Origin of the sequence: Comamonas sp. GCA5 (genome assembly GCF_036541385.1) — a bacterium.
Taxonomy (GTDB): Bacteria; Pseudomonadota; Gammaproteobacteria; order Burkholderiales; family Burkholderiaceae_C; genus Comamonas; species Comamonas aquatica.
Window position 1 is genome coordinate 1 of the sequence record NZ_JAZHFR010000009.1, and the last position, 23,235, is coordinate 23,235.

The 23,235-nt window shown below is 63.2% G+C and carries 19 protein-coding genes, 2 tRNA genes and 1 pseudogene; 17 read left to right on the forward strand and 5 right to left on the reverse strand.

Annotated elements, in window-relative coordinates; genetic code table 11:
- From SJH88_RS03615 to SJH88_RS03625, 3 genes and pseudogenes are all read right to left on the reverse strand, one after another.
- Positions 1-310: pseudogene (locus SJH88_RS03615) on the reverse strand (energy transducer TonB); the annotation flags it as partial.
- A gap of 193 nt (positions 311-503) precedes the next feature.
- Positions 504-776 carry a (2Fe-2S)-binding protein gene (locus tag SJH88_RS03620; protein ID WP_081888958.1) on the reverse strand — a complete coding sequence of 91 codons (273 nt, stop codon included), beginning with the start codon at positions 774-776 and terminating at the stop codon, positions 504-506.
- A 156-nt stretch (positions 777-932) separates the two neighbouring features.
- Positions 933-1,232: an SWIB/MDM2 domain-containing protein gene (locus SJH88_RS03625; RefSeq protein WP_042416534.1), complete on the reverse strand. Its 300-nt coding sequence runs from the start codon at positions 1,230-1,232 to the stop codon at positions 933-935.
- On the opposite strand from SJH88_RS03625, the gene SJH88_RS03630 reads away from it, so the two are divergent.
- The 13 genes from SJH88_RS03630 (at position 1,159) to SJH88_RS03690 (ending at position 13,669) form a co-directional block, all read left to right on the forward strand.
- Positions 1,159-1,389 carry a hypothetical protein gene (locus SJH88_RS03630; protein WP_162524685.1) on the forward strand — a complete coding sequence of 77 codons (231 nt, stop codon included), beginning with the start codon at positions 1,159-1,161 and terminating at the stop codon, positions 1,387-1,389. The two genes, SJH88_RS03625 and SJH88_RS03630, sit on opposite strands and share 74 nt — an antisense overlap.
- 108 nt (positions 1,390-1,497) lie before the next feature.
- Complete coding sequence (gene rraA / locus SJH88_RS03635; RefSeq protein ID WP_274753634.1) at positions 1,498-2,007, forward strand: ribonuclease E activity regulator RraA; 510 nt, start codon at positions 1,498-1,500, stop codon at positions 2,005-2,007.
- A 280-nt stretch (positions 2,008-2,287) separates the two neighbouring features.
- Positions 2,288-3,619: an isocitrate lyase gene (aceA, locus tag SJH88_RS03640; RefSeq protein ID WP_274753635.1), complete on the forward strand. Its 1,332-nt coding sequence runs from the start codon at positions 2,288-2,290 to the stop codon at positions 3,617-3,619.
- A 310-nt stretch (positions 3,620-3,929) separates the two neighbouring features.
- Entirely contained in the window at positions 3,930-5,849 is a 1,920-nt protein-coding gene (gene thrS / locus SJH88_RS03645) for a threonine--tRNA ligase (RefSeq protein WP_183302479.1), read from the forward strand.
- 77 nt (positions 5,850-5,926) lie between these two features.
- A complete protein-coding gene (gene infC / locus SJH88_RS03650) occupies positions 5,927-6,529 on the forward strand; it encodes a translation initiation factor IF-3 (RefSeq protein ID WP_081770728.1) in 603 nt (200 codons plus the stop codon).
- Positions 6,530-6,694: 165 nt separating this feature from the next.
- The gene (rpmI, locus tag SJH88_RS03655) at positions 6,695-6,898 is read left to right on the forward strand and encodes a 50S ribosomal protein L35 (RefSeq protein ID WP_042416520.1); all 204 of its coding nucleotides are present in this window, start codon (positions 6,695-6,697) and stop codon (positions 6,896-6,898) included.
- A gap of 26 nt (positions 6,899-6,924) precedes the next feature.
- Positions 6,925-7,287, forward strand: coding sequence for a 50S ribosomal protein L20 (gene rplT / locus SJH88_RS03660; RefSeq protein ID WP_042416517.1), 363 nt, complete (start codon positions 6,925-6,927; stop codon positions 7,285-7,287).
- Between the two features lie 112 nt (positions 7,288-7,399).
- Positions 7,400-8,452: a phenylalanine--tRNA ligase subunit alpha gene (gene pheS, locus SJH88_RS03665; RefSeq protein ID WP_043383557.1), complete on the forward strand. Its 1,053-nt coding sequence runs from the start codon at positions 7,400-7,402 to the stop codon at positions 8,450-8,452.
- A 166-nt stretch (positions 8,453-8,618) separates the two neighbouring features.
- Positions 8,619-11,075: a phenylalanine--tRNA ligase subunit beta gene (gene pheT / locus SJH88_RS03670; protein ID WP_274753636.1), complete on the forward strand. Its 2,457-nt coding sequence runs from the start codon at positions 8,619-8,621 to the stop codon at positions 11,073-11,075.
- A gap of 8 nt (positions 11,076-11,083) precedes the next feature.
- Complete coding sequence (locus tag SJH88_RS03675; RefSeq protein ID WP_042416617.1) at positions 11,084-11,410, forward strand: integration host factor subunit alpha; 327 nt, start codon at positions 11,084-11,086, stop codon at positions 11,408-11,410.
- Between the two features lie 104 nt (positions 11,411-11,514).
- A tRNA-Pro gene (locus tag SJH88_RS03680) sits at positions 11,515-11,591 on the forward strand.
- A gap of 104 nt (positions 11,592-11,695) precedes the next feature.
- Positions 11,696-11,772, forward strand: a tRNA-Pro gene (locus tag SJH88_RS03685).
- 334 nt (positions 11,773-12,106) lie between these two features.
- Positions 12,107-13,669, forward strand: coding sequence for a methyl-accepting chemotaxis protein (locus SJH88_RS03690; protein WP_274753637.1), 1,563 nt, complete (start codon positions 12,107-12,109; stop codon positions 13,667-13,669).
- Between the two features lie 93 nt (positions 13,670-13,762).
- On the opposite strand, the gene SJH88_RS03695 is transcribed toward SJH88_RS03690, so the two are convergent.
- Positions 13,763-14,074 carry an H-NS histone family protein gene (locus tag SJH88_RS03695; RefSeq protein WP_274753638.1) on the reverse strand — a complete coding sequence of 104 codons (312 nt, stop codon included), beginning with the start codon at positions 14,072-14,074 and terminating at the stop codon, positions 13,763-13,765.
- Between the two features lie 236 nt (positions 14,075-14,310).
- Here SJH88_RS03695 and SJH88_RS03700 point away from each other — a divergent pair, with 236 nt between their 5' ends.
- The gene (locus SJH88_RS03700) at positions 14,311-16,236 is read left to right on the forward strand and encodes a propionate--CoA ligase (RefSeq protein WP_274753657.1); all 1,926 of its coding nucleotides are present in this window, start codon (positions 14,311-14,313) and stop codon (positions 16,234-16,236) included.
- A gap of 196 nt (positions 16,237-16,432) precedes the next feature.
- Here the strand turns inward: SJH88_RS03700 and SJH88_RS03705 are convergent, their stop codons facing one another.
- A complete protein-coding gene (locus SJH88_RS03705) occupies positions 16,433-19,168 on the reverse strand; it encodes a sensor domain-containing protein (RefSeq protein ID WP_274753639.1) in 2,736 nt (911 codons plus the stop codon).
- 217 nt (positions 19,169-19,385) lie between these two features.
- Between SJH88_RS03705 and SJH88_RS03710 the strand changes: the two genes are divergently transcribed.
- The 3 genes from SJH88_RS03710 to SJH88_RS03720 all read left to right on the forward strand — a co-directional run bounded on the left by SJH88_RS03710 (position 19,386) and on the right by SJH88_RS03720 (position 23,124).
- Positions 19,386-20,774: a phosphomannomutase/phosphoglucomutase gene (locus SJH88_RS03710; protein WP_274753640.1), complete on the forward strand. Its 1,389-nt coding sequence runs from the start codon at positions 19,386-19,388 to the stop codon at positions 20,772-20,774.
- Positions 20,775-20,807: 33 nt separating this feature from the next.
- Complete coding sequence (locus SJH88_RS03715; RefSeq protein ID WP_274753641.1) at positions 20,808-22,115, forward strand: 3-deoxy-D-manno-octulosonic acid transferase; 1,308 nt, start codon at positions 20,808-20,810, stop codon at positions 22,113-22,115.
- A gap of 79 nt (positions 22,116-22,194) precedes the next feature.
- Positions 22,195-23,124 (forward strand): pseudouridine synthase, encoded by a 930-nt coding sequence (locus SJH88_RS03720; protein WP_274753642.1) that lies wholly within the window; start codon positions 22,195-22,197, stop codon positions 23,122-23,124.
- Positions 23,125-23,235 lie beyond the last annotated feature (111 nt).

Below are 23,235 nucleotides of genomic sequence, written 5' to 3' on the forward strand. Positions count from 1 at the left end.
CGGGTGCGCTGTCCAGCGTGCCGGTGGGGGCATTCGGGGCAGGCGTCGGGTCCGCAATCGGCCTTTGGGCAGGGGGTGCGCCTTTTGCACCGGTTGCGGCTTGGGCGGCGGGCGGCGTTGGGGTGGGTTTGGGCGGCTGCGGGGTGGGCGGTGCCGCGGGCGCGGGAGCTGGGGGCTCGGGCGCTGGCGGCGCAATGAACTGGGCAATCACCTCGGCCGGAATGATCTGTGGCTCTGGGGGGCGGTCCATACCGCTTTGCAAGGCCCAGATGCCTGCGGCATGCAAGGTCAGCACCACGCCGGTGATCATGGTCTTGTGACCAAAATGTCCGGCAGGCGCGAATTTTTCAGAAGGAGACATAGATATCAAAAAGCCGGCTGTCGCAGCCAGCAGGCCTGCCATCGCGGCCTAGTGCGCAAGGTGGAAGAAATCGTACGCCCAAAGCGTCGGTGCTGCGTCCGCTATTTGCGGAAGATCCACCATGAGCAGCCCAGAACCAGGATCAGGCTGCCTGCAACTGTTGAGACGAATGCCATGCTTTGCTCTCCAAGATAGGGGTGGCAAGCTGAACTGTCTGTACGCTGGCTTCGTTGTGAATGGCCGCCGCGGCACCGCTGCTGCAGCACTTGGCCACCACGTCACGGGCGCAGGTTTCGCAGCGACCGCATTGGGTGGCCACACCCAGTTCGAATTGAATTTCGTCAAAACTCATGCCCGCATGTGCATGGCGCGCGATCTCGCGATCAGAAACTCGGTGGCATACACAAACGATCATGGCTGCAAGCAGTTGTGGCTGGCTATTGATGTGATGTAGAAATTATAAATGCGAATTCATCGCATTTGCAAGCACTTTCTATGCGTCGGGTTAAAGCGAGGCCGCAGACAGGCGTAAAAAAACCGGCCGAAGCCGGTTGTCTGTGCGTCAGGTGAATCAGCTGACGTGCTTGCCGATCAGGCCAGCCATTTCGAACATCGAAACTTGGGGCTTGCCGAACACTTCCTTGAGCTTGGCATCTGCGTTGATCATGCGCTTGTTGGCAGCGTCTTGCAGCTTGTTGGCCTTGATGTAGACCCACAGCTTGCTGATGATTTCGGTGCGGGGCAGAGGATCCTTGCCCACCACGGCCGCCAGAGCCGGGCTGGGGGTCAGGGGTTTCATGAAGGCGGCGTTAGGAGTGCGCTTTTTTGCGGGAGCTGCGGTTGCAGCAGTTGCCTTCTTTGCAGTTGCCATGTTTGCTTTCCTTGTTGGGATGGGTGTTGTGCCAGCTTGGCGGGGCGCGGGCCTGCGCCACGACTGGTTGAGCCTGATGCTAATGGGAAAAATTAGGCTTTCCAAGCGGGCGAACCAGTTTTTTTCACCAGAGTTGTTGCAACAGAGCACGTCTTGACGCAAAAGCGTACCGTTTCTTTCCAGTCCGCCCAAGAAATGGGAGCATGCCTTTGTGTGAATCCAGAATCAAACCAAGGGCGTTGACCTGCCCGCAAGAGGAGATGTGATGCCAGTCAATTTTCAGACCTGTGACCTGTGCGACGCCCACAAGAGTGAGGACGGCGGGGCCTTCAGGGTGTTGCCGCCGGTGTTTCACCACTATGGGGGGCGGCGGCAGTTTGCGGGTCCCGTGGTCACCGTGAAGTGCTTTGAGGACAACAGCCTGGTCAAGCAGGCGGTGGACTCTGCCGGGAACGGGCGGGTCTTGGTGGTGGACGGCGGCGGGTCCCTGCGCAAGGCGCTGGTGGGAGGCAACCTCGCAGCGGCAGCGGCGCGCAACGGCTGGGCGGGGGTTCTGGTCGATGGGTGTGTGCGTGACGTTGCGGAGTTGCGCCGTGCGGAGGTGGGCATCATGGCCCTGGGTCTGATGCCCATGCCCACTGAGAAGCGCGGCGAAGGCCAAAAGGATGTAGCGGTGATGCTAGCGGGCGTGCCCGTGCGTCCGGGGGACTGGCTGTATGCGGATGAAGACGGGGTGGTGGTGACACATGGGCCGGTGCACATGGCCGCAAGCTGAATCAGCCTTTCAGCCGCAATTTTCACTTGGCAAGGATGTGTTTTCATATTGCAAAATTTCTCAATGTTGCAATGCAATAAAAAATTTCACGGATAAGAATTTGATTTTGTATTGAGAAATATGTGTATAAGTATTTGATTTTTAATGATGAAAATATTTGTCTTGTATAAGACATAAGAGCTTGCTTAACTCTTCTATAAGACTTAAATTTATCTCCAGGCCGACAAGAAATCGGCACCCAAGTTCGGACCATTGATTGACTTTTAACTGGAGACCCACCATGCCTGAATCCCTGAACCAACAACTCAGCCGTGAACAGCAGATCGCCGCCCTGGAAAAGGATTGGGCGCAAAATCCCCGCTGGAAAGGTGTGAAGCGTGGCTATACCTCTGCCGACGTGGTCCGTCTGCGTGGCAGCCTGCAGCCTGAGTACACCCTCGCCCAGCGCGGCGCAGCCAAGCTGTGGGAAAAGATCAACGGCGGTGCCAAGAAGGGTTATGTGAACGCCTTCGGCGCGATCTCTGCAGGCCAGGCCATGCAGCAGGCGAAGGCAGGGCTTGAAGCGGTGTACCTGTCGGGCTGGCAAGTGGCTGCCGACGGCAACACTTCCGAGACCATGTACCCCGACCAGTCGCTGTACGCCTACGACTCGGTGCCCACCATGGTGCGCCGCATCAACAACACCTTCAAGCGTGCTGACGAAATCCAGTGGGGCCGTGGCATCAATCCTGGCGACAAGGAGTTCATCGACTACTTCCTGCCCATCGTGGCGGATGCCGAAGCCGGCTTCGGTGGTGTGTTGAACGCCTTCGAATTGATGAAGAACATGATTGCCGCTGGCGCTGCTGGTGTGCACTTCGAAGACCAACTGGCTGCGGTGAAGAAGTGCGGCCACATGGGTGGCAAGGTGCTGGTGCCCACGCAGGAAGCCTGCGAGAAGCTGATCGCCGCGCGTTTCGCCGCTGACGTGATGGGTGTGCCCACCATTGTCCTGGCCCGTACCGATGCCGAGGCAGCCAACCTGATCACCAGCAACCACGATGCCAATGACCAGCCGTTCCTGACTGGCGAGCGTACCCAGGAAGGTTTCTACCGCGTCAAGAACGGCCTGGAGCAGGCGATCAGCCGTGGTGTGGCCTACGCACCTTATGCGGATCTGGTCTGGTGCGAGACCGGCGTGCCTGATATTGGCTTTGCCCGTGAGTTCGCACAGGCTGTGCACGCTGCCTGCCCTGGCAAGTTGCTGTCGTACAACTGCTCGCCCTCGTTCAACTGGAAGAAGAACCTCGACGACAAGCAGATCGCTGCGTTCCAGGACGATCTGTCGGCGCTGGGTTACAAGTACCAGTTCATCACGCTGGCCGGTATTCACGTCAACTGGTTCAATACCTTCCAGTTCGCCCATGCCTATGCCCGTGGTGAAGGCATGAAGCACTACGTGAACATGGTGCAGGAGCCCGAGTTCGCGGCGCGTGACAAGGGGTATACCTTCGTGTCGCACCAGCAGGAAGTGGGTGCGGGCTACTTCGACGACGTGACCACCGTGATCCAGGGTGGCTCTTCCAGCGTCAAGGCGCTGACCGGCTCGACCGAAGAAGAGCAGTTCCACTGATTGAGCGCCTGCCGGCGCAGAGCAAGGTGGGGTTCTGCGCTGGCTTGGGGTGATATGGCTTGGCCTGCAGTCGCTGACTGCGGGCTTTTTTGTTGTTGCAGCGTTAAAATGCGCAAATACTTAATCAACAAGGGCGAGAAAGGCAATCTGGTTATGACACCGCGAACGACGAGCACGGAGTTCTCTCGCAGCCATTGAGGCTGTGTGTTCGCGCCTGCCTGCAGTTGTTTGCCCTCCAGCGCGGACATGTCCGCGCTTTGTTTTTCAGCCACTGCGCGCTTCTGTCACAGACAAGTTTCCAAGGATTTTCATGCTAAAGATCACACTTCCAGACGGCTCGCAACGCGAATTTGACGGCCCTGTCACGCCCATGCAGGTGGCTGCATCGATTGGTCCTGGCCTGGCCAAAAACACGGTGGCTGGCAAGGTCAATGGCCGTTTGGTGGATGCCTGCGATCTGATCGAGCAAGACGCGCAGCTGCAAATCATCACACCCAAGGACCAGGATGGCCTGGACATCATTCGCCACTCCTGTGCCCACTTGGTGGGGCATGCCGTCAAACAGCTGTATCCGACCGCCAAGATGGTGATCGGCCCTGTGATCGACGAAGGCTTTTACTACGACATCTCGTACGAACGCCCCTTCACGCCCGAGGATATGGCGGCGATTGAAGCGCGCATGAAGGAGCTGATTGCGCAGGATTACGACGTTGTCAAGAAGATGACTCCGCGCGCCGACGTCATCAAGGTGTTTCAGGAGCGTGGCGAAGACTACAAGCTGCGTCTGGTCGAGGACATGCCGGACGAGCAGGCCATGGGCTTGTACTACCACCAGGAATACGTGGACATGTGCCGTGGCCCGCACGTGCCCAACACCCGTTTCTTGAAGGTCTTCAAGCTGACCAAGCTGGCGGGTGCGTACTGGCGTGGTGATGCCAAGAACGAGCAGCTGCAGCGTGTGTACGGCACAGCCTGGGCCGACAAAAAAGACCTGCAGGCCTATATCACCCGCATCGAGGAAGCTGAAAAGCGCGACCACCGCCGCCTGGGGCGCGAGCTGGACCTCTACCACATCGACGAATGCTCGCCCGGCACCGTGTTCTGGCACCCCAAGGGCTGGCGCGTGTGGCAGGAGGTGGAGCAGTACATGCGCCGCATTTACCGCGATAACGGCTACGAAGAAGTCAAGGGCCCCCAGATCCTAGATAAGACGCTGTGGGAGAAGACCGGTCACTGGGACAAGTACCGCGACAACATGTTCGTGACGGAGTCCGAGAAGCGCGACTACGCCTTGAAGCCCATGAACTGCCCCGGGCACATCCTGATCTTTAAGCAGGGCATCAAGAGCTACCGCGAATTGCCGCTGCGCTATGGCGAATTCGGCCAGTGCCACCGCAATGAGCCCACCGGTGGCTTGCACGGCATCATGCGCGTGCGCGGCTTCACGCAGGACGATGGTCACATCTTCTGTACCGAAGACCAGATCCAGCAGGAAGTGCTGAACTTCAACCAGCTGGTGCAGAAGGTGTATGCCGACTTCGGCTTCACCGACATCATTTACAAGGTGGCCACCCGCCCCGCAGCGCGCATCGGCTCGGACGAGATCTGGGACAAAGCCGAAAAAGCCTTGTTCGATGCACTGAAAGCATCGGGTTGCGACTACCAGATCGCGGTGGGCGATGGTGCCTTCTACGGCCCCAAGATCGAGTACACCCTCAAGGATGCGCTGGGTCGCCAGTGGCAGTGCGGCACCATCCAGGTGGACTTCTCCATGCCAGAGCGCCTGGATGCCGAGTACGTGGGCGAAGATGGCGCACGCCACCGCCCCGTGATGTTGCACCGGGCCATCGTCGGTTCGCTGGAGCGTTTCATCGGCATTCTGGTCGAACAATATGCGGGCGCCTTGCCTGTGTGGCTGGCGCCAGAGCAGGTCGCGGTGCTCAACATCACGGACGCACAGGCCGATTACGTGAAGGAAGTTGTGGCAAAGGTGCAAAAAGCATTGCCCCATCAAAGCCTTAAGGTCGTGTCTGATCTGCGCAACGAAAAGATCACGTATAAAATACGCGAGCATGCATTGCAGAAGCTGCCTTACATCCTGGTCGCTGGCGACAAGGAAAAAGCGGCAGGCACCGTCGCTGTGCGTGCCCGAGGTAACAAGGACTTGGGCGTCATGTCGGTGGAAGCGTTCATTGAACTGCTGACCAGCGATATCCACAATAAAGTCTGATGCAGTAAGGCGCGGCCAGTCCGCGCCGATCTCATCAATGCAAGCAGCTACGCTTTTCGTAGCGTTTTCAATTTAGGGTGAAAGCCATAGCTACAGAATTCCGTGACCGTCGCCACCGCGAGGAACGCAAACACCGTCTGAACCGTGAAATCATGGCGCCTGAAGTGCGTCTGTCGGGTCCTGAGAATGAGCCCCTGGGCATTGTTTCCTTGCAGGAAGCATTGCGCATGGCCGGTGATTTGGACGTTGATCTGGTGGAAATTGCCGCAACGGCAACGCCGCCCGTATGCCGCTTGATGGACTACGGCAAGTTCAAGTACCAAGAGCAGAAGAAGGCGGCGGAAGCCAAGGCCAAGCAGACCGTGATCGATATCAAGGAGGTGAAATTCCGTCCGGGTACCGATGATGGCGACTACAACATCAAGCTGCGCAACATCCGCCGTTTCCTGGCGGATGGCGACAAGGTCAAGGTGACCCTGCGTTTCCGCGGCCGTGAAATCACGCACCAGCAACTGGGTCTGGACCTGCTGAACCGTCTGCGCGACGAGCTGGCGGACTCCATTCAGGTGGAGCAATTCCCCAAGCTGGAAGGTCGCCAGATGGTGATGATGATCGCTCCTGCGCGCAAAAAGCCTGCCGGTGGCAAGCCCGCCGCAGACACGGGCGCACAAACCGCGTAAAATGCATCGTTTTTCGGGAGCCTGCCCGCAAGGGCGGGTTTTCGTTTTGCAGCTTGCAAAGCTGTAAAAGCCGGCGCAAGCCAGCACCCAGAAGTGTCTCGGGGCCTACAAGTTGGGGCAGGGTTGCCACAACGCCTCACGAGCACAACAAACAGGAGCATTCACATGCCCAAAATGAAGACCAAGAGCAGCGCGAAGAAGCGTTTTCGCGTTCGTCCCGGTGGTACCGTCAAGCGCGGTCAAGCCTTCAAGCGTCACATCTTGACCAAGAAGAGCACGAAGAACAAGCGCCACCTGCGTGGCATCACTTCCGTGCATGAAGGCGATATGGGCTCCATCGCAAAGATGTTGCCTGGCGCTGGTCTGTAATTCACTGACGAACTAGGAGAAAACACATGCCTCGCGTCAAACGTGGTGTAACGGCTCGTGCCCGTCACAAAAAAGTTCTGACCCTGTCCAAGGGTTTCCGCGGTCGTCGCGGTAACGTCTTCCGCGTCGCCAAGCAGGCGGTGATGAAGGCAGGCCAATACGCCTACCGTGACCGTCGTACCAAGAAGCGCGTGTTCCGCCAGCTGTGGATCGCCCGTATCAACGCCGCTGCACGTGAACTGGGCCTGACTTACAGCCAGTTCGCCAACGGCCTGAAGAAGGCTTCCATCGAAATCGACCGCAAGATGCTGGCCGATATCGCTGTGCACGACAAGGCTGCTTTCAGCAGCATCGTTGACCAAGTGAAGGCCAAGCTGGCTGCTGCTTAAGTTAACGGTTGGTTGCTACTCTTCGGGTAGCTGCTAGCGCACAAACGGCAAGGGCTAGGGCTTGAAAAGGCACTAGCCCTTGTTTATTTTTACAAGTCGATAAAGAGTCGATATGAACGAGTTGGATTCTCTGGTCGAAAGCGCGCAGCAGTTGTTTGCGCAGGCCCACACCCCCGCTGATCTGGAAAATGCCAAGGCGCAGTTTCTGGGCAAGTCGGGCAAGATGACCGAGCTCATGAAGGGCATGGCGCAGCTTTCCGTCGAAGAGAAAAAGTCGCGTGGCGCTGCCATCAACGTGGCCAAGCAGGCGATCGAAGCGGCCCTGACCGCGCGCCGCAAGGCGCTGGCCGATGCCGAGCTGCAGGCCCACCTGAAGGCCGAAGTGCTGGACGTGACCCTGCCGGGCCGCCGCCGCGGCACGGGCGGTCTGCACCCCGTGTCCGTGACGATGGAGCGCATCGAGGGCATTTTTGGCTCCATGGGCTTTGACGTGGCCGAAGGCCCCGAGATCGAATCCGACTGGTTCAACTTCACGGCGCTGAATACGCCCGAAGACCACCCCGCGCGTTCCATGCACGACACCTTCTATGTGGAAGGCGGCACGCAGCACGCGCCCAACCTGTTGCGCACGCACACCAGCCCGATGCAGGTGCGCCATGCCGTGCAGCACGTCAAGAAATACCGCAATGCGCTCGATGCCGGCCAGTCCATGCCCGAGATCCGCGTCATTGCCCCCGGCCGCACCTACCGTGTGGACTCGGACGCCACGCACTCGCCCATGTTCCACCAGTGCGAAGGCCTGTGGATCGGCGAGAACGTGAGCTTCAAGGACCTGAAGGTCGTGTTCACCGACTTCTGCAAGACCTTCTTTGAATCGGACGACCTGGTGCTGCGTTTCCGCCCCAGCTTCTTCCCGTTCACCGAGCCTTCGGCCGAAATTGACATCCAGTTCCAGAGCGGCCCGCTGGCTGGCCGCTGGCTGGAGGTGGCCGGCTCCGGCCAGGTGCACCCCAATGTGGTGCGCAACATGGGCCTGGATCCCGAAAAGTACATCGGCTTTGCCTTTGGCATGGGCCCCGATCGCCTGACCATGCTGCGTTATGGCGTGAACGACCTGCGCCTGTTCTTCGACGGCGACATCCGTTTCCTGTCGCAGTTCCAGTAATTCATAAAGTGAGCGGTTTGCGCGTGCCCATCAAGCGTTTCAGATGGTTTTGATATGGAAGTCCTTGATCGCCGCGCGCCAACAGCTCCTGCTTTTGAAAGTACGCCTGCCCAGTCCGCTGCAGACCTGCAAGGTGCAACGGGCATGAACGCCAAAGAGTCTGACTATGCAATTTCCTGAATCCTGGTTGCGCGAATACTGCAACCCGACACTGACGACCCAAGAGCTGGCCGACATCCTGACCATGGCTGGTCTGGAAGTCGAAGAACTCGACCCCGTGGCGCCTCCCTTCACCGGCATCGTGGTCGGTGAAATCAAGGAAGCCGTGCAGCACCCCGACGCCGACCGCCTGCGCATCTGCCAGGTCGACGTGGGTGGCCCCGAGCTGCTGAACATCGTCTGCGGCGCGCCCAATGCGCGCGTAGGCATCCGTGTGCCTTGCGCCACTGTGGGCGCCGAGCTGCCACCCGGTGAGGACGGCAAGCCCTTCAAGATCAAGATCGGCAAGCTGCGCGGTGTGCAGAGCTTTGGCATGCTGTGCTCGGCCAAGGAGCTGGGCATCGACGACGACGCCAGCGGCCTGCTGGAGTTTCCCGCCGATGCGCCCCTGGGCCAGAACGTGCGCGAGTACCTGAACCTGGACGACACGCTGTTCACGCTGAAGCTCACGCCCAACCTGGCGCACTGCCTGAGCGTGTATGGCGTGGCGCGCGAGCTGTCGGCCCTGACCGGCACGCCGCTCAAAGCCCTGTCCTTCCCCGCCGCCGCCGTGGCGCTGCAGGACAAGCTGCCCGTGAAGATCGAGGCGACCGACCTGTGTGGCCGCTTCTCGGGCCGCATCGTGCGCAACGTCAACACGCAGGTGAAGACGCCCCAGTGGATGGTGGACCGCCTGGCGCGCTGCGGCCAGCGCGCGGTTTCGCCCCTGGTGGACATCTCCAACTACGTGATGTTCGAGCTGGGCCGTCCCAGCCACATCTTCGATCTGGACAAGATCCACGGCGGCCTGAACGTGCGTTGGGGCAAGGAGGGCGAGACGCTCAAACTGCTCAACGGCAACACCATCCAGGTCGATGATTTCCTCCAGGTCGGCGTGATTGCCGACGACCAGGGCTTGGAATCGCTGGCTGGCATCATGGGCGGTGACGCCACGGCCGTGTCTGACGACACGAAGAACATCTACATCGAAGCCGCGTTCTGGTTCCCCAAGGCTGTGGCCGGGCGCTCGCGCCACTTCAATTTCTCGACCGACGCCGGCCACCGCTTCGAGCGCGGTGTGGACCCTGCGTTCACCACCGAGCACATCGAGCGCATCACCGCCCTGGTGCTGGAGATCTGCGGCACGCCCGACACACAGGTCGGCGCCCTGGACGACCAGCAGCCCAACATGCCCGCGCCCAAGACCGTGCAACTGCGCGTGGCGCGTGCGGCCAAGGTCATCGGCATGGCCGTGACGCAGCAGCAATGCCTGGATGCCTTGAATGGCCTGGGCCTGCCAGCCACCGTGGCCAGTGAAGGCGTGATTGCGGTCACCGCGCCCACCTTCCGTTTCGACATCAATCTGGAAGAGGATTTGATCGAGGAAGTGGCGCGCATGATCGGCTACGACAACCTGCCGACCACCAAGCCGTTGGCGCCCATCGCGCCCAAGCTGCGCGCGGAAAACCGCCGCAGCCCCTACGCCGTGCGCCATGCGCTGGCCGGCCTGGGCTACCAGGAAACCATCAACTTCTCGTTCGTGGAGGCCAAGTGGGAAGCCGAGCTGGCGGGCAACCAGGACCCCGTCAAGCTGCTGAACCCGATTGCCAGCCAGTTGAGCGTGATGCGCTCCAGTCTGATCGGCTCGCTGATGCAGGTGCTGAAGTTCAACGTCGACCGCAAGGCGCCGCGTGTGCGCGTGTTCGAGCTGGGCCGCGTGTTCTTCAAGGATGCGTCCGTGGTCGACTCCGACACCACCGTCAAGGGCTTCTACCAGCCCATGCGCGTGGCCGGTCTGGCCTATGGCGCGGCCGAGCAGCTGCAGTGGGGCCGTGCGGATGCCAAGGTCGACTTCTACGACGTCAAGGGCGATGTGGAAGCGCTGCTGGCACCGCTCAAGCCCGTGTTCGAGCCTGCCGAGCACCCCGCCATGCACCCCGGCCGTTGCGCGCGTGTGCTGCTGGACGGCCAGGCCATCGGCTTTGTCGGCGAGCTGCACCCCCAATGGCGCCAGGAATGGGATCTGGCCCAGGCGCCGGTGATGTTCGAGCTGGAGCTGGACGCCGTGCTGGCCCGTCAGGTGCCCGTGTTTGCCCCCGTGGCCAAGCACCAGGCGGTGGAGCGCGACATTGCTGTGGTGGTCAAGGAGGCCGTGACCCACGCCCAGGTGATGCAGGCGATTGCCGCGGGTGTGCCCGGGGGTATGCTGCGCCATGCCGTGCTGTTTGACGTGTTCCGTCCCAAGAAGCTCAAGGCCGGCGAGGAAGCGGCACCCGGTAGCCTGGCGCAGGATGAGAAGAGCCTGGCCGTGCGCCTGACCCTGGGTCGCGATGATGCATCGCTGACCGACGTGGACATCGACACCGCCATGCAGGCGGCGATTGCCGCCTTGCAAACCCAAGTGCAGGCCCGCCTGCGCGGATGAGGCACACCATGGAAGCAAGCAAAGTGCTGATGGACAGCGACGTGGACACGGCGGGTGCCTTGACCAAGGCCCAACTGGCCGATCTGCTGTTTGACCAACTGGGCGTGAGCAAGCGCGAGGCCAAGGACATGGTCGATGCCTACTTTGACCTGATCGCGCAAAGCTTGGTGCAGGGCGAGGAGGTTAAGCTCTCGGGCTTCGGCAACTTCCAGATCCGCACCAAGGCGCCGCGCCCCGGACGCAACCCGCGCACCGGCGAGCTGATCCCCATCGAGGCACGCCGCGTGGTGACCTTCCACGCCAGCACCAAGCTCAAGGAGCAGATCCAGGGCTGAGTGGAGGGCTAGGTCCTTGATTTCAAAGGATCTGGTTGAAATCTGTGGTTTGCGGCGTCTGATTTGCCTCAGATGCTACAAAAACTGGATTACAATCATGGCTTCGGCGTGTAGCGCAGCCTGGTAGCGCACTTGCATGGGGTGCAAGGGGTCGCGAGTTCGAATCCCGCCACGCCGACCAATTTATCGAAAATGTGCCAGATACCCATCTGGCACATTTCACTTTCCAAGCATCCTCAGTGTTTGGAAAAGTGGGTGTCAAAACCACGGTATAATCTGAGGCTTCGGCGTGTAGCGCAGCCTGGTAGCGCACTTGCATGGGGTGCAAGGGGTCGCGAGTTCGAATCCCGCCACGCCGACCAGTTTGAAAAGGTCTTGATCTTCGGATCAAGGCCTTTTTCATTGGTGCATATAAATCACCAAGCATAGCGGCCAGCGCAGGCCTGGCCGGCCTTTGCAATATCTTTGGCACCGAACGCCAGAAACAGTGCGCGCGAGTAGATATGTTTTTGGTAGCGGGTCAAGCCCTTTCTGTGCTTTGTTTTACGCAGGACAAGGCTTGGATGCCGCCGCGTTAATTAACGTCAAACTGTCATCGTGGGGCCGTGGCAGGCACTTAGGATCGCGCCTTTGTCTGGCGCCAGCCATGCCTTGCACCGATTTTGTGCGTGTGCGGGCTCTCTGAGAACGATGTGTATGCGCGAAAACCTTCCCGTGATGGACCAAGAATTTGATTACCCGGCGGACGAGCTGTTGATGTCCACCACCGACAGCCAGGGGCGCATCACCCACTGCAATGCCACTTTCGAGCGCGTCAGCGGCTACACCATGCAGGAATTGATGGGGCAGCCGCACAACCTGGTGCGCCACCCGGATATGCCGCCGGAGGCCTTCAAGGACATGTGGTCCACGATTGGCCATGGCCGCAGCTGGAAGGGGCTGGTCAAGAACCGGCGCAAGGACGGCAGCTTCTACTGGGTGGCAGCCCATGTCACGCCCATCGTGCACCAGGGTAGGCCGGTGGGCTATATGTCGGTGCGGGCCAAACCCACGCGGGCGCAGGTGCAGTCGGCCGAGGCCCTGTATGCGCAATTGCATGCGCAGCGGGGGCAACCACAGCCTTCGGTGGCGCTGCATGCCGGCCACGTGCGCCGCCAGGGCTGGCGCAACCACCTGGGCAAGCTGCAGCGCCTGTCCTTCACGCAGCGCATGGCCTGGTTGCTGGCGCCGGTGCTGGCGCTGGCCCTGATTTTCCCCTGGATGGGCTGGACCCAGGCGTGGCAGCTGGCTGTGCAGGCGTTGGCGCTGCTGGCGTTGATGGGGCTGGCGCTGTGGCGCTTGCATGTGCGTGTCAGCCAGCCGTTGGCGCAGGTGCAGGCGCTGGCCACGGACCTGGCCGGCTGCCAGCTGAACAAACCCTTGCCGCCCTTGCTGCCGGGGCGCCATCCCATGGCCTTGCTGATGGAGCGCTTGCAGCAGATTCACATCAACCTGCGCGCGGTGGTGGGTGATGCGCGGCATGAGATCGGCAGCTTCACCGATTTGTCGCACGGTATTGCGGCGGGCGCCACCCACCTGGCGCAGCGCACCGATGTGCAGGCCGGCAAGCTGCAGGAAACGGCCAGCACCATGCAGGTGCTGGCCCAGGCGCTGAGGCAGTCGCAACAGACCACGCTGGAGGTGATGGCGGAAAGCCAGAAGAGTGCGCAGCTGGCATCCGAGGGTGGCAAGGCCATGGAGCACGTGGAAAGCCTGGTGGAGAGCATCCGTCGTTCGTCGCAGCAGATGGGCAGCATCATCGCCACCATCGAGTCGATCGCGTTCCAGACCAACATCCTGGCGCTGAACGCCGCGGTGGAGGCCGCACGCGCCGGCGAGCAGGGGCGTGGCTTCGCGGTCGTGGCCGGGGAGGTGCGGGCCCTGGCGCAAAGCAGTGCCCAGGCGGCGGGGGAAATCCGGCGGCTGATCTCGGATTCGCACGCACAGATGGGGCAGGGGGTGGAGAAGATGCAGGATGCTGGGCGTACCATCACCGAGGTTGTGCAGGCCGTGGCCCATGTGAGTGATCTGATGGGGGCGATTGGCGATGCCTCGCGCGACCAGGCCAGTGGCATCGGTCAGGTGGATGCCGCGTTGCGCGATCTGGACACGGTGACCCAGGGCAATGCCCGCCAGGCCGAGGAATCGGCGCAGGCCGCCCTGGGCATGAGCAGCAATGCCACCATCCTGGGTCGCACCCTGGAGGTCTTCAGGCTGTAGCGGAGTGCGGTCCCCATCGGTGGATGGGGGGTGGCAATCAAAAAGCCCCGGAGCGCATGGCTGCCGGGGCTTTTTTGATGGGGTGTGCGCGGCTTAGGCGGCTTGCTGGTCCTGGATCAGGAAGTTCAGGCGGTCCTGGCCGGCGATCCACAGCGGTGGCTTGCCGCGGCCGGTCCAGGTGGCGCCCGTGGCGGGGTCGCGGTACTTGGGGGCCACGATCTTGGCGCCGGTGCTGGCGGCCGCGCGGGGGGCTTTCTTGGAGAAGACGTCTTCTTCGGTCAATTCGTACTCGGCCACGATGGCGCGCACCTGGGCGATGGCAGAAGCCAGGGCTTCTTTGCGTGCCGCTTCAATTTGCTTTTCCAGTTCTGCGCGCTGGGCCAGTAGCTCTTTATAAGTAGTCATCAAGTTCAGAGGGGTCGGTGAAAAGGGGAGTTACGCCGAAACGCAATCTCAATTGGGTTTCCATTTTATCTGAGTTTGCAGGAAACAAAAATTAATACGGACAGGGAGTGCAGCTTTCTTGCGGAAATCGTGGGTCGCTGAAGAAAAGGTGCTGCGCTCTACGTAATTCCACGAATGAAAATTGCATTCCATGGGCGTCAGCTTGTCGAAAGAGCGCCGTGAATAATGGCCGGCAGATAAAAAGTCAAGGAGACGAAACCATGGTGTCATTTGCTGAATTCCATCAGCGCTCGATTGATCCCGCCACCCGCGACGCATTTTGGTCCGAGCAGGCGCGCTGGGTGGATTGGGCGCAAGCGCCGCAGCAAATCTGCGATTACAGCAACCCGCCATTTGCGCGCTGGTTTGCCGATGGCCGATTGAATCTGTGCCACAACGCCGTGGACCGGCACTTGGCCGATCGTGCGGAGCAGGCCGCCTTGATCGCGGTATCGACCGAAACCGAAACGGAAAAGACCTACAGCTACCGCGAACTGCATGCCGAAGTGCAGCGCATGGCGGCGGTGCTGCAATCGTTTGGGGTGGAAAAAGGCGACCGGGTGCAAATCTATATGCCCATGATTGCCGAGGCCGTGTTTGCCATGCTGGCCTGCGCCCGTTTGGGGGCCATTCACAGCGTGGTATTTGGCGGTTTTGCGGCGGTGTCGCTGGCATCGCGCATCGAGGACGCCCAGCCCAAGGTGATTGTCAGTGCCGATGCCGGCTCGCGTGGCGGGCGCGTGGTGCCTTACAAGCCTTTGCTGGATGAGGCCCTGGGCCTCAGCGCCCACAAACCGCAGGCGGTGCTGCTGGTGAATCGCGGACTGGCCAAAATGGATTTGCGCGCGGGGCGCGACCACCTGTGGGGTGATTTGCGCGCCCGCTATCTGGATGCCCAGGTGCCTTGTACCTGGGTGCAATCCACCGACCCCAGCTATATCCTCTATACCAGTGGCACGACCGGCAAGCCCAAGGGTGTCCAGCGCGATACGGGCGGTTATACCGTGGCCCTGGCCGCCAGCATGCCGCATATTTTCGGCACCAAACCAGGGCAAACCTTTTTCTGCACCAGCGATATTGGCTGGGTGGTGGGCCACAGTTACATCGTATATGGCCCCTTGATTGCCGGCATGGCCACCATTTTGTATGAAGGCCTGCCCATCCGGCCCGATGCCGGCGTGTGGTGGAGCCTGGTCGAGAAATACCGCGTGACCCACATGTTCTCTGCGCCCACGGCAGTGCGCGTGCTCAAAAAGCACGATGCGGCTTTTCTGCGGCAATATGACCTGTCGAGCCTGCAGGCCCTGTGGCTGGCGGGCGAGCCCCTGGATGAGCCCACGGCGCAATGGATCAGCGAGGCCTTGCAGGTGCCCATCATCGACAACTACTGGCAGACGGAAACCGGCTGGCCGATTCTGACGCTGTGCAATGGCGTGCAGCCGCAGGTCAGTCGCTTTGGCAGCCCCGGCAAGGCCGTGTATGGCTACAACGTGCAGTTGCTGGATGACAAGACCGGCGAGGAACTGACCGAGCCGGACCACAAGGGGGTGCTGGCGATCGAAGGGCCCCTGCCGCCGGGCTGCATGCAGACCGTGTGGGGTGACGATGCCCGCTTTGTCAAAACCTACTGGCAGAGCATCCCGGGCAAGCTGGTCTACAGCACCTTCGACTGGGGCATCCGCGATGCCGATGGCTATTACTTCATCCTGGGGCGCACCGACGATGTGATCAACGTGGCGGGCCACCGGCTGGGCACCCGGGAGATCGAGGAAAGCATTGCCGCCCATCCGGACATCGCCGAGGTTGCCGTGGTCGGCGTGGCCGACAACCTCAAGGGGCAGGTGGCGATGGCGTTCGCGGTGGTGCGCGATGCCGGCAAGGTGGCCGATGCTGCGGCCCAGGCGCGCATGGAGGCCGATGTGATGAAGCTGGTCGACAGCCAGCTGGGGGCGGTGGCGCGTCCTTCGCGGGTGGTGTTTGTGTCGGCCCTGCCCAAGACGCGCAGTGGCAAGCTGCTGCGCCGTGCGCTGCAGGCGGTGGCCGAGCGCCGTGACCCCGGGGATCTGACCACCATGGAAGACCCGACGGCCCTGGCCCAGGTCAAGCAGCTACTGGAAGCCTGATCGACCTTTGCCCAGCACCAGGGACCGCAAGGTCCCTTTTTTGTGCCGGTTTTTTCAAAAAAAGGAGCTGTCAGCGCAAGCAGGATAAGCGCTGTAAGCCTATTTCTTGCATTTTCTGGGCGACGCAACGCGTCGTGGCCCGTGGGGGTGGTCGTGTACCCCGTGGGGGCTGGTGGCGTTGTCGGTCGCCCGATCTTCAGCGCATGGCGGCGGGGGCGACGGGCGGAGTGGCCTGGGCGGTTGACCAGGTCGACAGCCAGGCGGGCAACTGGGCCAGCGGCATTGGGGCCGCGAAGTGGAAGCCCTGGGCGATGTGGCAGCCCATGAGTTCCAGGGCAGTGCACTGGTCGGCGCTTTCCACGCCTTCGGCGATCACCGCGTAGCCGAAGGCCTGGGCCAGGCTGACGACGCCATGGACGATGGCGCAATCCCCGGGGTCGCTGAGCATGTCGCGCACAAAGCTGCGGTCGATCTTGAGCGAGTCCAGCGGCAGGCCGCGCAGATAGGTCAGCGAGGAGTAGCCGGTGCCGAAATCGTCCAGGGTCACGCTGATCCGCTGCGCGCGCAGTTGCGCCAGCACCTGGGCCACGTGCTGCAGGTCGTACAAGGCGGCGCTTTCCGTGATCTCCAGGTCCAGCCAGTGCGGGGGCACGTCCGGGTGGGCCTGCAGCAGCTCGGTCACCCATTGGGCAAATCCCGGCTGCTGCAGGTGCCGCGCGGAGATGTTGACGGCCACCTGCAACTGCAGCCCCTGTGCGATCAACTGCTCGATGCAGCCCATGGCATGGCGCAGCGCCCATTGGCCGAACGGCACTTCCAGCTCCGTGCCTTCGATCAGTGGCAGAAAGTCCTGGGGGCTGAGCACGCCGCGCTCCGGATGCAGCCAGCGTGACAAGACCTCCACGCCCACGACGCGCTGGTGGCGGGTGTCGACCTTGGGCTGCACGTAGAGCGTGAACTCCCCGCCCTCCAGCCCCTCGCGGATGCGCAGACCCTGGATCTGCTGCGCGCGCTGGCTGCGCTCCTGGCTGCTGTCAAAGGCCTGAATGCGGTTGCGCCCGCTTTGCTTGACTTGGTACATGGCCTGGTCGGCGTGGCGGATCAGGGTGTCGGCGTCGCAGTCGTCTTCGGGGTAGAGGGTGTAGCCGATGCTGGCGGTGACCTGCACGGCTTCGCCATCCAGGGTGTAGGGGCGGGAGATGCTGGCCATCAGCCGCTGCAGCAGGTTTTCGCACTGCACACGGGTGTGGATCTGGCTGAGCAGCAGCACGAATTCGTCGCCGCCAAAGCGTGCCACGCAGTCATCGGCGCGCAGGGCGTGCTGCAGGCGCTTGGCCACCAGGACCAGCAGCCGGTCGCCGGCGTCGTGGCCCAGGCGGTCGTTGATGGGCTTGAAGCCATCCAGGTCCAGGTAGACCACGCCCAGCAACTGCTGGCTCTGGCGCGCCTGGACCAGGGCTTCGTGCAGGCGCGCCGCCAGCTCGATCCGATTCGCCAGCCCGGTCAGGGCGTCAAAGTGCGCCAGCTGCTGCAGGCTGTGCTTTTGCTCCTGCTGGGTGGTGACGTCCAGGCACACGCCCAGCATGCGCATGGCGCGCCCATGCAGGTCGTAGCGCACCACCTTGCCCATGGAGCGCAGCCAGCGCGAGCGGCCATGCGCCGGCTGCAGGCGCCAGGTGACATCGAAAGGTCCGTCCTCGGGGTGGTCGATGTGGCGCAGCAACTCCTGGTTGAAGCGCGCAATGTCGTGGCTGCCAACGAGCTCGGTCCAGTGCCAGTCCTGGCGGGCCTGGCCCAGGCTGGCCGGGCCATCCTGCACGGGCAGGTGGTTGAGCGTGCTCCAGAACGCATCGCCGGTGATCAGCCCGGTGTGCAGGTCCCAGTCCCAGCGGCCCAGCGAGGCCGCCTCCAGCGTGATGGACAGCAGGGCTTCGCGCTCGCGGATGGATTCTTCCTGGCGCTTTTGCGCATCGATGTCCTGCATCACGCCGCGCATGGCAGTGATGCGGCCGTCGTCGTCCAGGACGGCTTCACCGCGCGAGCGCACCCACAGCTTGCGCCCGTCGGTGCGCAGGATCTGGATTTCCAGCTCCCAGTCGCTGCGTGCGCGCAGGCAGTGCTGCAACTGCGTGCGCATGCGGTCACGGTGCTCGGGCACCACAAAGGTGTTCAGGTAGTCGCGTGGCAGCGCACTGCCGCGGGGCACGCCATGCATGTCGTAGCAGACGTCGGACCAGTAGACCAGTCCCTGGCCGCGCCGGTCTTCCCAGGCGCCCAGGCGCGCCAGGTGGCCAGCTTGCTGCAGCTGGCGGTTGAGGGCGTACAGCTCCTGCAAGGTGCGTTCATGCTCGCGCATGTCGTGGAAGACGAACAGCATGCACTCTTCGCCCGCCACCGTGATCGGGATGGCCGAGATCGTGCCTGGCACCAACTCGCCCCCGGTCTGGCACAGGATGCGCATTTTGTCGACCTGGCCCTTGAGGGACAGCTCGTCCAGCAGCTTGCTGCGTTCGTCCGGGGTGGCGTAGACCTGCAGCTCGGCATTGGTGCGGCCGATGACCTGCTGCAACTCCAGCCCCATCATGCGGCAGAACGCCGGGTTGACATCCACAAAGCGCCCATCGCGCAGCGAGGTGATGCCGGCGGCATCGGGCAGGGTGCGGTAGGCCGCGCTGTAGATGGTCTGCACCACCTGGCGCTGCGCGCTGATGTGGTTGTGCCAGAGGTGGGCCAGGGCGGCCCAGGCCAGCGCAACGGCCAGCCAGGGCAGGTTCAGCCAGTCCCAGCCCTGGCCCCACCAGGCGCCGGGGTGCTGCGGCCACTGCTGCGTTTCCCAGATCGCCACCAAGGTGACGGCCAGGGCCACGGCCAGGCCCAACGCCGCGGTGCGGGTGCGCAGCAGGGAAAGAAAGAGCGGACGGAGGGCATTCATGGACCAGGGAGTGTGGGGCAGCCGAGTGCAGCCGCAATGCTGGGGGCGGTCCCCGCCCGTTGGAATCGGGGATTTCCTTGTAACAACATGTTTTTCGTGCTGCATCAAGCTTTCGCCTGGGCTTGTGCAGACGGGGTGGACGGCGCCACTAAAATGTGGCTGCAGGCACGACGGACGTGCCTTGTTTTTTTGCAGATCCAACGCTGAGGACACCACTGTGCAGATTGCTGCTTCCATCTTCAAGGCCTACGACATTCGCGGCATCGTGCCTTCCACGCTGAACGAGGACGTGGCGCGCAGTGTCGGGCGGGCCTTTGGCCAGGCTGCCCTGGCCGAGGGGGAGCGGGTGGTGGCCGTGGGGCGCGATGGTCGCCTGTCCGGCCCGGCGCTCAGCCAGGCGTTGATGGCCGGGTTGGTGGAGGCGGGGGTCGACGTGCTGGACGTGGGCATGTGCACCACGCCCATGCTGTACTTTGCGGCCAGCACCTTGTGCACCAGCGGCATCATGGTGACTGGCAGCCACAACCCCAAGGATTACAACGGTTTCAAGATGGTGCTGGCCGGTCGGGCCATCTATGGCCCCGAGATCCAGGCCCTGCGCCAGACCATCGAGACCGAGCACTGGTCGCTGCCCGGTGGCGGCCAGGTGCGCCAGGCCGATGTGCTGGAAGCGTACAGGGCGCGCATCGTGGGCGACGTGCAGCTCAGTCGCCCGATCAAGGTGGTGGTCGATTGCGGCAATGGCGTGGCCGGTGCCACGGCGCCGGGCATCTTCCGCGCCCTGGGCTGCGAGGTGCTGGAGCTGTTCTCGGAGGTGGATGGCACCTTCCCCAACCACCACCCCGACCCCAGCAAGCCCGAGAACCTGCGCGACGTGGTGCGTGCGCTGCAGGAGACGGATGCCGAGCTGGGCCTGGCCTTTGACGGCGACGGCGACCGCCTGGGCATCGTCACCAAGGATGGCCAGACCATTTACCCCGACCGCCAGATGATGTTGTTTGCCAAGGACGTGCTGTCGCGTGTGCCGGGCGGCACCATTTTGTTCGACGTGAAGTGCACGCAGCGCCTGGCGCCAGCCATCCGGGAAGCCGGCGGCGTGCCCGAGATGTACAAGACCGGCCACTCGCTGGTCAAGGCGCGCATGAAGGAGGTCGACTCGCCCCTGGGCGGCGAGATGAGCGGGCACATCTTCTTCAAGGAGCGCTGGTTCGGCTTCGACGACGGCACCTATGCCGGCTGCCGCCTGCTGGAAATCCTGAGCCGCGAGGCCGACCCCAGTGCCGTGCTGAATGCGCTGCCCACCAGTTTTTCCACGCCCGAGCTGAACGTGGCCTGCGCCGAGGGCGAGCCCCATGCGCTGACCGCCGAGTTGCAGGCCCTGGCCCCCACGGTGTTGACTGCGCCGGCGCAGATCAGCACCATCGACGGCCTGCGCGTGGACTGGCCCGATGGCTTCGGCCTGATCCGTGCCAGCAACACCACACCCGTGCTGGTGCTGCGCTTCGAAGGCCAGACCGAGGCTGCGCTGCAGCGCATCGAGGCGCAGATGCTGGCGCTGCTGGAGCGTGTCAAGCCGGGCGCCCAGGTGGGCCATGCGGCGCACTGAACCGCAGACCCTGGCTGCATAGGGACCCCGCGCATGAACTGGAGTTTGGCTGCCTATTCGGCCCTGGCCTGGGCCGCACAACCGCTGCTGCGGCGCAAGCTGCGCCGCCGTGCGCAGGCCGAACCCGGCTACGGCGAGTCCGTGGAGGAGCGCTTTGGTCGCTACGCCCCGGCCGACCTGGGCCGTGACGGCGCCGGACACTGGGTCTGGGTGCATGCCGTCTCGCTGGGCGAGACCCGGGCGGCCGCCCTGTTGATCGCAGAGCTGCGCGTGGCCCTGCCCGGCATGCGGCTGTTGCTGACCAATGGCACGGCCACCGGCCGTGCCGAGGGGCGCAAGCTGCTGCAGCCCGGGGACCTGCAGGTCTGGCAGCCCTGGGACAGCCCACAGGCCGTGCGGCGGTTTTTGCGCCAGTTTCGCCCCGCCGTGGGCGTGTTGATGGAAACCGAGATCTGGCCCAATCTGGTGGCCGGTTGCCACCAGGCCGGCATCCCCCTGGTGCTGGCAAATGCGCGGCTCAACCCCAAGTCCCTGGCCGGTGCGCGGCGCTGGCCGGCGCTGTTCGGCCCCACCTACGCCGCCTTGCGGGCCGTCTGGGCGCAGTCCCAGGAGGACGCCGAGCGCCTGCGCAGCCTGGGCGCGCCGGTGCAGGCCGTGCTGGGCAATCTGAAGTTCGATGTCCAGCCTGACGCGCAACTGCTGGCCCGCGGCCAAGCCTGGCGCGCCGCCAGCCCACGCCCGGTGGTGATGCTGGCCAGCGCCCGCGAGGGCGAGGAAGCCCAGTGGGTGGCCCAGTGGGATGGCCGCAAATTCCACGGTGTGGCGGGCCAATGCCAATGGCTGATCGTGCCGCGCCATCCGCAGCGCTTTGAGGCGGTGTATGCCCTGTTGCAGGGGGCCGGCCTGCGCGTGGCCCGCCGCAGCGATTGGGGCGATGGCCTGCCGCCTGCGGATGTGGATGTCTGGCTGGGCGACAGCGTGGGCGAGATGCCGCTGTACTACGCCGCCGCCGATGTCGGGCTGCTGGGTGGCAGTTTCGAGCCCCTGGGCGGGCAGAACCTGATCGAGGCGGCCGCCTGCGCCTGTCCGATGGTACTGGGGCCGCACACCTTCAACTTTGCCCAGGCTTCGCAGCAGGCCTGCGAGGCCGGGGCCGCGTTTCGCGTGCTTGACATGGAGCAGGGCGTGCAACTGGCCACCGCCCTGGCGCGCGATGCCGATGGGCTGCGCCGTGCGCGCCAGGCGGCGCTGGAGTTTGCCCAGGCCCACCGCGGTGCCGCGCGGGCCACGGCCCAGGCGATTGCAGCGATCGTGCACGCGGGCGATACTTTGAAAAAGTGAGCTATCAGCGCTTGCCAGTTGTGCGCTGGAAGCCATTTTTATTGATATTTTTGCGACCGCATCGGTTCGGCGCTGCACGATGTACAACACCCACGATCCCCAAGTCCTTCCCATCCGCGACGGCGTCAAGCCCAGTTGCGTGGTCTTGCCCAGCACCGGGCAGTGCCGCACCCTGGACTATCTGGTGCAGCGCCTGCCCGCTGTGACCGGGGACGACTGGCTGGCCCGTATGGCGCGCGGCGAGGTGGTGGATGAACTGGGCCGCCCGGTGCAGCCGGACACCCCGCTGCTGCATGGCCTGCGCGTGTACTACTACCGCGAGGTGGACACCGAGCCCCATATCCCGTTCGAGGCCGAGGTGCTGTACCAGGACGCGCACATCGTCGTGGCCGACAAGCCGCACTTTCTGCCCGTGGTGCCCGGCGGGCGCTACCTGCAGAACACCTTGCTGGTGCGGCTGAAAAAGCAACTGGGCCTGCCCGACCTGTCGCCCGTGCACCGCATCGACCGGGACACGGCGGGGCTGGTGCTGTTCGCCATCCGGCGTGAGGACCGCGGGGCCTACCAGGCCCTGTTTCGCGAGCGCACGGTGCACAAGACCTACGAGGCGATTGCGCCCTGGAACCCGCAACTGCACTTTCCCCGCGAGCACGCCAGTCGCATGGTCGAAAGCCAGAACTTCATCCGCATGCACGAGGTGGCGGGCGTGCCCAACAGCCTGACGCGCATGGAGCTGCTGGAGCACAACCGGCAATGGGCACGCTACCGGCTCAGCCCCGTCAGCGGCAAGCGCCACCAGCTGCGCGTGCACATGGCCGCCCTGGGCCTGGGGCTCAAGGGCGATGGCCTGTACCCGGTGGTGGACGATGCGCCGGAAGGCGACTTTTCGCGCCCGCTGCTGCTGCTGGCCCAGACCCTGGCGTTCCAGGACCCGGTCACCGGCGCGGCGCGGCAGTTCCGCACGCGCCGCAGCCTGGGGCCGTTGCCAGACCCGGCGCCGGCAGCCTGAACCTGCCCGCGTGGTGCGCGAGGCGCAATTGCAGGCCTGCGCCCGTGGTACAGGCCTGCAAACCTATAATCCCCGGTTGTCCCGTGCCGCGAGCTTTGCGCACAACGAAAC

Coding starts and splice junctions, on each gene's coding strand:
- thrS (WP_183302479.1), top strand. CDS start 3,930: ATGCTAAAGATCACACTTCCAGACGGCTCGCAACGCGAATTTGACGGC.
- SJH88_RS03620 (WP_081888958.1), bottom strand. CDS start 776: ATGATCGTTTGTGTATGCCACCGAGTTTCTGATCGCGAGATCGCGCGC.
- rraA (WP_274753634.1), top strand. CDS start 1,498: ATGCCAGTCAATTTTCAGACCTGTGACCTGTGCGACGCCCACAAGAGT.
- SJH88_RS03690 (WP_274753637.1), top strand. CDS start 12,107: ATGCGCGAAAACCTTCCCGTGATGGACCAAGAATTTGATTACCCGGCG.
- SJH88_RS03705 (WP_274753639.1), bottom strand. CDS start 19,168: ATGAATGCCCTCCGTCCGCTCTTTCTTTCCCTGCTGCGCACCCGCACC.
- SJH88_RS03715 (WP_274753641.1), top strand. CDS start 20,808: ATGAACTGGAGTTTGGCTGCCTATTCGGCCCTGGCCTGGGCCGCACAA.
- pheT (WP_274753636.1), top strand. CDS start 8,619: ATGCAATTTCCTGAATCCTGGTTGCGCGAATACTGCAACCCGACACTG.
- SJH88_RS03695 (WP_274753638.1), bottom strand. CDS start 14,074: ATGACTACTTATAAAGAGCTACTGGCCCAGCGCGCAGAACTGGAAAAG.
- SJH88_RS03630 (WP_162524685.1), top strand. CDS start 1,159: ATGAAGGCGGCGTTAGGAGTGCGCTTTTTTGCGGGAGCTGCGGTTGCA.
- SJH88_RS03625 (WP_042416534.1), bottom strand. CDS start 1,232: ATGGCAACTGCAAAGAAGGCAACTGCTGCAACCGCAGCTCCCGCAAAA.
- rplT (WP_042416517.1), top strand. CDS start 6,925: ATGCCTCGCGTCAAACGTGGTGTAACGGCTCGTGCCCGTCACAAAAAA.
- pheS (WP_043383557.1), top strand. CDS start 7,400: ATGAACGAGTTGGATTCTCTGGTCGAAAGCGCGCAGCAGTTGTTTGCG.
- aceA (WP_274753635.1), top strand. CDS start 2,288: ATGCCTGAATCCCTGAACCAACAACTCAGCCGTGAACAGCAGATCGCC.
- SJH88_RS03720 (WP_274753642.1), top strand. CDS start 22,195: ATGTACAACACCCACGATCCCCAAGTCCTTCCCATCCGCGACGGCGTC.
- SJH88_RS03675 (WP_042416617.1), top strand. CDS start 11,084: ATGGAAGCAAGCAAAGTGCTGATGGACAGCGACGTGGACACGGCGGGT.
- rpmI (WP_042416520.1), top strand. CDS start 6,695: ATGCCCAAAATGAAGACCAAGAGCAGCGCGAAGAAGCGTTTTCGCGTT.